Below are 8,665 nucleotides of genomic sequence, written 5' to 3'. Positions count from 1 at the left end.
GCGGTGAGCGCCTCCCGTACGGCCGTTCGCAGCTGAACGACCAGCAGCACTGCACCCGTAATCGATCATCAGCCGCACGGGCTCTCACCTGCGCGGATGATATTTTCGGCACCCGCAGCGTTGCGCAGCGGCACGCCCTGTTCCGGGACGTCCTCCTGGACGAGCAGCGACTTGGACAGTGGCGGCCTGTCGTACGGCTCATGGGTCTCCGCGCCGACCAACGTGAGCGGCCCGTCGTACCCCAGCCGACGCAGCCGCTCGGCGGTCCGCAACCCACTCAGCCCCGCACCCACGATCACGATCCGCCCGGAAACCATTCACGAACCTCCCCGCGATCGGTCAGAACGGGAAGCCTCACAGAGCCCGCGTTACCGAGGGCGTTGCGAATGGGCGCCTGGCCCGCCTGGCGCGGACCGGGCGGCTGCGAAGACCCGGCCTACAGCGACCCGCCGGCGTCGATGACGTGGGTGGCGCCGGTGACGTACTTGGCGTCGTCGGAGACCAGGTGCAGGACGGCGTTGGAGATGTCTTCGGGCTCGAGGGCGGCGACCGGGAGCCGGTTGAGGGTGCGTGCCGCCTCCTCGAAGTCGGCGCGGGTCGGGTTCTCCAGGTCGGGCCGGAACAGGCGGTAGGTGGCGTCGTTGAGGATCATGTCGGTCGCGACGGTGGTCGGGTGGACGGTGTTGACCCGGATGCTGTGAGGGGCGAGTTCCTTGGCCATGACCTTCATGAGCATGACGAGCCCGGCCTTGGCGGCGGAGTAGTGGGCGGTGTTCTCGTTGGCGTAGATGGCGGCCAGGGAACTGGTGATGATGACGGCGCCGCCGCGCCCGCCGGCGATGATGTGCGGGACCGACGCCTTGAGTGACTTCCATACCCCGGTCAGGTTGATGTCGATCATGTCCTGCCAGGTGTCGTCGCTCATCTCCAGCGTCGGGGCCGGGGTGGAAATGCCCGCGTTGGCCAGGACGATGTCGAGCCGGCCGAACGCGGTGACGCCCTCCTCGACGGCCCGCGCCAGTGCCTGGGAGTCGCGGACGTCGGCGTCCCGGGCGAGGATCCTGCGGCCGGTGGCCTCGACGAGCCGGACCGTCTCGGCCAGGTCGTCGGCGGTGGCCAGCGGGTAGGGGACGCTGCCGACCTTCGCGGTGGTGTCGATGGCGATGATGTCGGCGCCTTCCCGCGCCAGGGCGACCGCGTGGCTCCGGCCCTGGCCCCGCGCCGCTCCGGTGATGAAGGCGACCTTGCCGTCCAGCTTGTCCATGACCAGCTCCCGTCCCAGTTCAGCGGATGTGGGCACAGGTTATGGCGCGCTGTGCCATAAGTCCAGGGGTGCGGCGGACGCCCCTTGAGCGGGCGGCGTGCGACCATCGGGGGATGGCCCCTTCCCAGCAGCGCCGCGCGGGCGCGGACCGCGGCGGCCGCCCTGCGCTGACGAGCGCGCACGCGCTCGCGGAGATCGCGCAGAACCTGTTCCTGGAAAAGGGCTTCGAGGAGACCTCCGTCGACGACATCGCCACGGCCGCCGGGGTCAGCCGGCGCACCTTCTTCCGGTACTTCTCCACCAAGGCCGATGTGCTGTGGGTCGAGTCGCCGGCCGAGTTCACCCGGTTCCGCGAGGAACTCGCCGCCGCCCCGCTGGACGAGCCCTACAACCAGGTCCTCTGCCGCGCGGTGCCTCAAGCGCTGCACCACCCGCCCGAGCACCGGACGTGGGCACTGCACCGCGCCGAACTGATCCTCAACGTGCCGGCGGTCCAGGAGAAGGCCGCCGCGCGGCACGCGGGATGGCGCCGCATCGCGACCGAGTTCGTGGCAGAGCGACGCGGCACCGGCGTCGACGACCTCGTGGCGATCGCCGCCGGGCACGCCGTCCTGTCGGCCACGCTCGCCGCCCACGAATACTGGCTGGCCCACACCGAACAAGAGCTGCCGGACATCATGACCCGCATGCTGGAACTCCTGATCCCGCGAGCGCGGTGACCCGCGTCAAGCCACGCCGACCGTTAAGACCGCAACTGGTGCCGTTCGTCGGTCGTCCACCTGCGGTGGATCCTTTCAGCGGTTCAGCCGTAAGGTCGCCCCTATCTGAGGGATGGGTTCATCATGTTGAGCAAGTACGGCGCGGAGACGTCAACAGTGTTCGACCTGCTCGGTCGCAACGAGGTCGACCTGACGGCTGCTCTCGGATGGACCCTTGCCCAGTCGCCAACCCTGCTCGACGCGCTCACTCAGCACGTGGGTCTCGATGTAGTAGCGGACGAGGTTGTTGTCGCCTTGGAAGTGGCTGATGCGGAAGGCCGGACGGATGTCGAACTCACCACCTCGACAACGAAGGTGGTGATCGAGGCGAAACAGGGCTGGCTTGTGCCCGATGAAGAGCAATCCGGTCCGCACATCATCTACGACCTCGGTCCGGACATCCCCATTCCAACGATCAGCACCAAGGGCACCTACGCCACTGGCCGCGTGCGCTGCCTCCTCGACCAACTTCTCGTACAGCCAACTCTCGCCGACGCAGTCCGAGTCAGCAAAGAACTCGGCGCGTAGAATGCACGGCACGGCCGGGACTGAACGACCCGGGACCGAAGACGCTGCCATGCCCATGACGGACCCCCCGAAGCAACACGCAGTGCAGTCCGCCCTGGGGATGACTACTGAGCGCTACACCTCGACAACGCCGCAAGGTGCGAATCGCGGGAGATCACAACGGACTTGATCTTCCTTCAGGTGCGCTGTGCTGTACTCAAGGTCTACCTCTGACCTGCGGTGATGCCAGAAAGCCTTGCAGCCGGGGCATGATCGGTCGTGTTCACACCGAAGAGGTCACTGGTTCGAACCCAGTATCGCCCACCCCGTTTTAGCAGGTCAGCAAGGGTCTCGGAGATCACTCCGAGACCTTTTCTGATCTTCAGGCCCGTCCGGGAGCCAAACGGGGAGCCGCTTCGGGCACCCCGAAGAGGTCACCCAAGCCCGCTCGGCCCTCGGACGAGTCGGTGAAGGGCCTCGTCGACTTGGTCGGTGCGGCGTTCCGAGCGTCGGCCTGATCAGGCGCGGACGCCGGGTCGAACTCCCGTCCGGGAAAGCTGCATGATGCTGCGGCTGCCCACCATCCGCTCTCAGTTCGGCGATCTGGCTGAGGCGGCCACCCGCGACCAGATGTCGTATCTGGGGTTCCTGGCCGAGCTGCTCTGGCCGAGTGCAGCGACCGTGACCGGCGCCGCTCGGAACGTCGGATCAAAGCCGCGTCCTTGAGGAACAGTCGTTCTGCCTCATCGGCGACAGCGGCACCGGCAAGTCGCACCTGCTGATCGCGCTGGGCACCGAGGCCGCGATGAAGCGGTTCCGGTCAAGTACATCCTGGCCACCAAGCTGGTCAACGAGCTGATCGAGGCCGCCGACGACCTGGTGCTGTCCAAGACCATCGCCCGCTACGGACGCGTCGACCTTCTCTGCGTCGATGAGCTTGGCGATATCGAGCTGGACCGGCGCGGCGCCGAACTGCTGTTCCAGGTTCTGACCGAGCGGGAGGAAAAGAGCAGTCTGGCCATAGCTTCCAACGACAGCTCCGGAGGCTGGACCAAGACCTTCACCGACCCGCGTCTTTGCGCCGCCATCGTCGACCGCCTCACCTACAACGGCGCGATTATCGGAAACCGGCACCGACTCTTACCGGCTCGCCCAAACCCGCGCCCGAGCCGAACACAACGCCAACCGCCCCCTGGCTGAAGGCGCTGATGTCGGCATGCCGGAGAGGCCGCCGCTCGCGGACAGCAGGTCGGTCAGCGGGTCGCCTGCCCGAGTGCCAGGAGGTTTCCCTCGCTGTCGCGGAAGAACGCGCCACGCTCACCGTGACCCTTGCTGGGATAGTTGCTGGGGACGGTCACGATGTCGCCCTCGACTTTGAAACCGGGAACATCGACCGCCTCGAATCGCAGTCCGCGCGTCCGTAGGTCGGCCATGACCTGGTCGAGGTCGTCCACCTCAAAGCCGATTTGCGTTGAGGTGCCCGAGGCGGCCCCGGAGGAGAGGAACAGATGGAACTCCGTTGTCCCGCACACGTAGCGCAGTCCGCCCTCGCGCTCCTCGACGGCCTCCAGGCCAAGCCGGTCACGGTAGAACCGCCGCGCTCGGTCCAGGTCCTGACAGGGGAGCTTGGTGATGGCATGCGCGGAGTCCAGCGGCCCAGCCATAGCGCGCCTCCTCCCAGTGGCCACCGATGAGCAATGCTAGTGATCATAGCCGGGCCAGCGGGCCCAGCGACTGGGCCAGATGGATCGCGCCGACGGTGTACTCGGGGGCCCGAGTACACCGTCGCTCGCCGACAGCCCAGATCTAGCGGCGGAGTCGGCCACCCCCATGATCCGGCCATGGATCGTTCCGGTTGGCACCCTTGAGAAGGGCAACTCGCGTCGGCGATGCACCGGACCGTAGAAACGTTGCGATGAATCTCGGTGCGCAAGGACCCATCACCGTGGTCCTCTTCCATTCGATGTTCGGTCTGCGGCCGGTGGAGCTGAGCGCGGCCGAGCACCTCCGCAGTGCCGGTCACCGAGTCGTCACACCCGACCTGTTCGCCGGCGCGGTCGCGGCCGAGGACGGGGGCGGTACCGGCACTGGAGGACGGATTCGCGCTCATGGAGCGGATCGGCTGGGAGACGATCATGGCACGTGCTCACGCCGTCGTCCGGGGCCTGCCTGCCAGCACGGTGCTCGGCGGGTTCTCGAGGGGAGTGGGCGTGGTCGGCAACCTGTGGCCTGTCCGACACGCGGCGGCTGGCGTGTTCCAACTCCACGCGACCACTCCTGTGCCTGGAGGCATCCCTGCCGGCACACCTGTCCAGGCTCACGTCGCCGACGGCGACCGATTCGCCCCGTCCGACCAGATAGCCGCCCTCCGGGCCAGCGCGGAACACGCTGGCGCTGAGGTCTCGCTGCACACCTATCCCGGCGCCGGGCACTTCTACACTGACCCGAGCCTGCCGGACTACGACCCCATCGCCACCAATCACGCATGGAACATGTGGACGAGCTGCTCGAGAAAGCGCGCCCACGTATTCCGCACTGACCGTGCCCTCAACCAAGCATCACCCCAGCCCGCAGTGGTGCCCAAACTCACTGACACTCTCGGCTCTTCGAGCACAAGCGGTGCCCCAACCCGCCGACGAACGGTGCCGGTTCTCGGCGGCATAGCCACGGTGTGGACATCCGCCCTCACCCGCCGGTTCCTCGACCGCGCCCGCAGCCACCGGCTCTACGCCCAGTTCCACCTCATCGCCTTCCGTGGGCTGCGGCGGCGAATTCTGCGGGCTGCGCTGGGCCGACCTCGACCTGGACAACGGCACCATGACCATCCGGTGGCAGATCACCCAGAACGGCACCCAGACCTTCGAAGGCAAACCCAAAACCGATGCCGGCGAGGCCACCATCAACCTCGACACCACCACCATCGAGGAACTCCGCGCCCACCAGGCACGCCAGAACACCGAACGCCTCACCGCCGGCGACACCTGGATCCACACCGGACACGTCTTCACCACACCCACCGGCACCCCGGTCGACCCCAACGACGTCACCGACCAGTTCGAACAACTCACGATGGAGGCCGAACTGCCACCGATTCGGCTGCACGACCTGCGAGACGGCGCCGCAACGTTCCTGCTCACCGCCGGATACGACATGAAGGTCGTCCAACAGACCCTCCGGCTGTCGTCCCTGGCGATCGCCGCCGACATCTACACCAGCGTCCTTCCCCAACTGGCGCGGCAATCGGCCGAGGACGCCGCAGCGATTGTCCTCGGCGCCCACCGCGCCCGCCGTCCACCTCGCCGCCCGAAGTCCACTCAGCTTCCGGCACCGAAAGCACCCGACCTTAGCGGCGGGCAAGCCGAAGGCTCCAACACGACTGCGGAAGCGGCTGGTGCTGCAGACGCGTCGTAGCACCGGCCGCCTGGTCCTGGCTGCACGGGTACTTCGGGGGACCAACGCTGCTCGAAGTGCCCGTGCAGGGTGGTCGCACAGGCGGGCCTGGCGTGTGCCGTCGCCCGGCCACCGGCGATGGCACTTGCCATGAACCCACCTGGGCGTGCTGCCCTTCCGCCGCAGCCGGTAGGTAACCCTGAGCTTGGGCTCGCGGTGCGGCGCACATTCCGCACGTCGGCCACGCCCACGAGAGGCAGCGGAGGCGGGTGGCTTGTAGCGGCAACGGAAGGCGGTTTGGACCCTCAGGTGCAGGGCTCCGCACTTCAGCCGCTGCTGTCGGGGTTCTGCCGAACCCAAACCGGCGGTGACCCGGACCGGGACTGTGACAGTCGGGTGCCACCCGTCAGTGGCTGGTGCCGATAACGAAGGAAGATCTCCAAAAGACCGCAGTGCACCGAGATCCCTACCAAACCCGCTGATCGGCTGGGCTGAGGATGCACGCTCATGCCGACGACAGTGCGTTCTGGCCAACCGTGAACGGTAGGCACAGGCCGCCGGCCGTTCGGGCCGGCTGCGCTGTTGTCCGGGCGATGTGTACTAACGCGACGCGCCTGCGCGTTGCAACAGTTCGGTGGTCGCCTCCCACAGGCGTCGCTCGCGGTCGCGGTCGTGGGCGACCGGTTGCACCTCGGTCGGCTTGGTCTTCAGCACGAACGCGCCGTCGCGCAGGTGCGCCCACTTGTCGTCCAGGGCCATCGCGGCCAGCAGCGGCCCTGAGCGCCACGGCGCCGACACGCCCGGGATCCGGCCCAGGGCGCGGCCGATCGCCTGGAACGCCTTCGGGGTGCCACGGCCGAGTGCGGTGCCGGGCATCCAGCCCGGCTCGAACACCGACACGTTGATCCCGGCGCCGGCTCGGCGCTGCAGTTCGTGGGCGTAGTACAGGATCGCCAGCTTGGCGTTGGAGTAGGCGACGCCGGAGGCGGCCATGCCCGGGGCCTTTCCACCGGTGGCCGGGCGAGCGAGTTCGGCGGGGTCGGCCCACTCGGCCTCGGCCACGCCCAGCAGCTTGCGCCAGAAGTTGGCGTGATAGGTGTTCGAGCCGAGCAGCACGACCCGTGCCGGGGCGGTGAACGAGCCGAGCAGGTCGCCGATGAGCTGGGCGTGGGCGAGATAGTTGACGGCGAAGGTCATCTCGTAGCCGTCAGGCGAGGCCCGCCGGGTGTCGGGCGACATGGTGCCGGCGTTGGCGACCAGCGCACGCAGCGGCCGGACGGCGCCCGCGGCGAGCAGGCCGCGCACGGTGGCCGCGGCGGCACGGACGTCGGCCAGGCTCGCCAGGTCGCAGCCGATCTCGTGGACGCGCGCCCCGAGGGCACGGGCCTCGTCGGCGACCGCTGTCAGGTCGCGCCCGGCGCGGCCGACCAGCAGCAGGTCGGGTCGCTGCCCGTCCGGGCGGCCGGCCACGGCCAGCGCGGCGTGGCGGCCCAGGTTGCGGGTCGGGCCGGTGATCAGAACAGTTCCAGGTTCGGTCATGACCGCAGCCTGCGAGACCTGGCCGGGGGCAGCCAGTCGTCCGGTTTTCGTAGGACTGCCAGGGCCAGGACAACTTGGTGCGGCCTGGCGCACACTGGAGCCCGTGGAAGTGTGGGAGTTCGGCCGGACGGTACGCCGCTGGCGCGACCGGGTGGCACCCGAGGCCATCGGCGTGCCGGTGGGCCGCCGACGCCGGGCCAGCGGGTTGCGCCGCGAGGAGCTGGCCGCGCTCGCCGGCATCTCAGCCGACTACCTCACCCGCCTCGAGCAGGGACGTGCGACCGCGCCGTCGGCACAGGTCGTGGAGTCACTGGCCCGGGCACTGCGGCTGGCCGACACCGAACGCGACCTGCTCTACCGGCTGGCCGGGCACGCCGCACCCGGCCCGGACATCGTGCCGTCCCGGGTCACCCCGAGCGTGCAACGGCTGCTCGACCGGCTTTCGCACACCCCGGTGGTCGTGTACGACGCCGGCTGGACGCTCGTGCTGGCCAACGCGCCCTACGACGCGCTCATGGGCGACACGACCACCTGGCGCGGCCTGGACCGCAACGCCGTCTGGCGCAACGTCACCCGCCTGCCCTCACGGGTCGTGCACACCCCGCAGGAGCAGGCCGAGCACGAGGCCCGGCTCGTGGCCGACCTGCGCCTGACCGCCTCGCGCTACCCGGCCGACCGTGCGCTGCGACGCTTGATCACCGACCTGACCTCCGGCAGCCCGCGCTTCGCCGAGCTCTGGGACGCCCAGGCACCGCCACCCCCGGCCGACCCGTCCCGACGCAAGACCATCGACCACCCGGCGGTCGGCCCGATCACCCTGGACTGCGACACGCTGCTGGTGACCCTGGACGACCTGCGCATCACCGTCTACACCGCCGAGCCCGGCACCGAGGACGCCGACCGCCTGGACCTCGCCGTCGTCCTGGGCACTCAGTCGCTACAGCACTGAGCACGAATGTCCGGAAGTACTAGGTGACACGCCCTCGGACGTCCGTCCGGGGTTCTACCTAACGTCCGCTCATGGCTCCCCTCTGTGTCAAGAAGCTGTGCTGAGGGCGGTCGTAGGCTGGGTGATGGCGTATCCGGGAAGTGGCTTGTCCGAACTGCCGGCATGGGGATGTGAGCCGGTTGCGCTGGAGTCAGTAGTCGTTCCCCGGTGCCCTCCCGGGCTCGTCGTCGAATCTCTGAGTGCGTCGTCGAGCATGCG

General features: G+C 68.7%; 10 protein-coding genes and 1 pseudogene. 7 read left to right on the top strand and 4 right to left on the bottom strand.

Features of this window, described 5'->3' with window-relative positions:
* Positions 1-68: 68 nt before the first annotated feature.
* Positions 69-317 (bottom strand): FAD-dependent oxidoreductase, encoded by a 249-nt coding sequence (locus ABD296_RS48120; RefSeq protein ID WP_344284798.1) that lies wholly within the window; start codon positions 315-317, stop codon positions 69-71.
* 119 nt (positions 318-436) lie between these two features.
* Positions 437-1,264 carry a mycofactocin-coupled SDR family oxidoreductase gene (locus ABD296_RS48115; RefSeq protein WP_344284795.1) on the bottom strand — a complete coding sequence of 276 codons (828 nt, stop codon included), beginning with the start codon at positions 1,262-1,264 and terminating at the stop codon, positions 437-439.
* A gap of 113 nt (positions 1,265-1,377) precedes the next feature.
* On the opposite strand from ABD296_RS48115, the gene ABD296_RS48110 reads away from it, so the two are divergent.
* From ABD296_RS48110 to ABD296_RS48095, 4 genes are all read left to right on the top strand, one after another.
* A complete protein-coding gene (locus ABD296_RS48110) occupies positions 1,378-1,983 on the top strand; it encodes an acyl-CoA-like ligand-binding transcription factor (RefSeq protein WP_344284793.1) in 606 nt (201 codons plus the stop codon).
* A gap of 123 nt (positions 1,984-2,106) precedes the next feature.
* Positions 2,107-2,550, top strand: coding sequence for a hypothetical protein (locus tag ABD296_RS48105; RefSeq protein ID WP_344284790.1), 444 nt, complete (start codon positions 2,107-2,109; stop codon positions 2,548-2,550).
* A 540-nt stretch (positions 2,551-3,090) separates the two neighbouring features.
* A complete protein-coding gene (locus ABD296_RS48100; RefSeq protein WP_344284787.1) occupies positions 3,091-3,255 on the top strand; it encodes a hypothetical protein in 165 nt (54 codons plus the stop codon).
* Between the two features lie 12 nt (positions 3,256-3,267).
* Positions 3,268-3,729: an ATP-binding protein gene (locus tag ABD296_RS48095; RefSeq protein WP_344284801.1), complete on the top strand. Its 462-nt coding sequence runs from the start codon at positions 3,268-3,270 to the stop codon at positions 3,727-3,729.
* Positions 3,730-3,782: 53 nt separating this feature from the next.
* Here ABD296_RS48095 and ABD296_RS48090 read toward each other — a convergent pair whose 3' ends face one another.
* Complete coding sequence (locus ABD296_RS48090; RefSeq protein ID WP_344284785.1) at positions 3,783-4,193, bottom strand: VOC family protein; 411 nt, start codon at positions 4,191-4,193, stop codon at positions 3,783-3,785.
* A 444-nt stretch (positions 4,194-4,637) separates the two neighbouring features.
* Here ABD296_RS48090 and ABD296_RS48085 point away from each other — a divergent pair.
* Positions 4,638-4,970, top strand: a pseudogene (locus ABD296_RS48085) (dienelactone hydrolase family protein); the annotation flags it as partial.
* Between the two features lie 313 nt (positions 4,971-5,283).
* Entirely contained in the window at positions 5,284-5,940 is a 657-nt protein-coding gene (locus ABD296_RS48080) for a tyrosine-type recombinase/integrase (RefSeq protein ID WP_344284782.1), read from the top strand.
* A 579-nt stretch (positions 5,941-6,519) separates the two neighbouring features.
* Here the strand turns inward: ABD296_RS48080 and ABD296_RS48075 are convergent.
* A complete protein-coding gene (locus ABD296_RS48075) occupies positions 6,520-7,458 on the bottom strand; it encodes an SDR family NAD(P)-dependent oxidoreductase (protein WP_344284779.1) in 939 nt (312 codons plus the stop codon).
* 103 nt (positions 7,459-7,561) lie between these two features.
* Here ABD296_RS48075 and ABD296_RS48070 point away from each other — a divergent pair, with 103 nt between their 5' ends.
* A complete protein-coding gene (locus ABD296_RS48070; protein ID WP_344284776.1) occupies positions 7,562-8,407 on the top strand; it encodes a helix-turn-helix transcriptional regulator in 846 nt (281 codons plus the stop codon).
* Positions 8,408-8,665: the final 258 nt, after the last annotated feature.

This window comes from Actinomadura napierensis (assembly GCF_039529375.1).
Taxonomy (GTDB): Bacteria; Actinomycetota; Actinomycetes; order Streptosporangiales; family Streptosporangiaceae; genus Spirillospora; species Spirillospora napierensis.
The sequence above is the reverse complement of the archived record's forward strand: the minus strand, read 5'-3'. Positions and strand labels throughout refer to the sequence as shown.

Excerpts from the sequence above, each read along its gene's own strand:
- ABD296_RS48110 (WP_344284793.1), top strand. The coding sequence starts at position 1,378 with ATGGCCCCTTCCCAGCAGCGCCGCGCGGGCGCGGACCGCGGCGGCCGC.
- ABD296_RS48100 (WP_344284787.1), top strand. The coding sequence starts at position 3,091 with ATGATGCTGCGGCTGCCCACCATCCGCTCTCAGTTCGGCGATCTGGCT.
- ABD296_RS48105 (WP_344284790.1), top strand. The coding sequence starts at position 2,107 with ATGTTGAGCAAGTACGGCGCGGAGACGTCAACAGTGTTCGACCTGCTC.
- ABD296_RS48075 (WP_344284779.1), bottom strand. The coding sequence starts at position 7,458 with ATGACCGAACCTGGAACTGTTCTGATCACCGGCCCGACCCGCAACCTG.
- ABD296_RS48090 (WP_344284785.1), bottom strand. The coding sequence starts at position 4,193 with ATGGCTGGGCCGCTGGACTCCGCGCATGCCATCACCAAGCTCCCCTGT.
- ABD296_RS48115 (WP_344284795.1), bottom strand. The coding sequence starts at position 1,264 with ATGGACAAGCTGGACGGCAAGGTCGCCTTCATCACCGGAGCGGCGCGG.
- ABD296_RS48120 (WP_344284798.1), bottom strand. The coding sequence starts at position 317 with ATGGTTTCCGGGCGGATCGTGATCGTGGGTGCGGGGCTGAGTGGGTTG.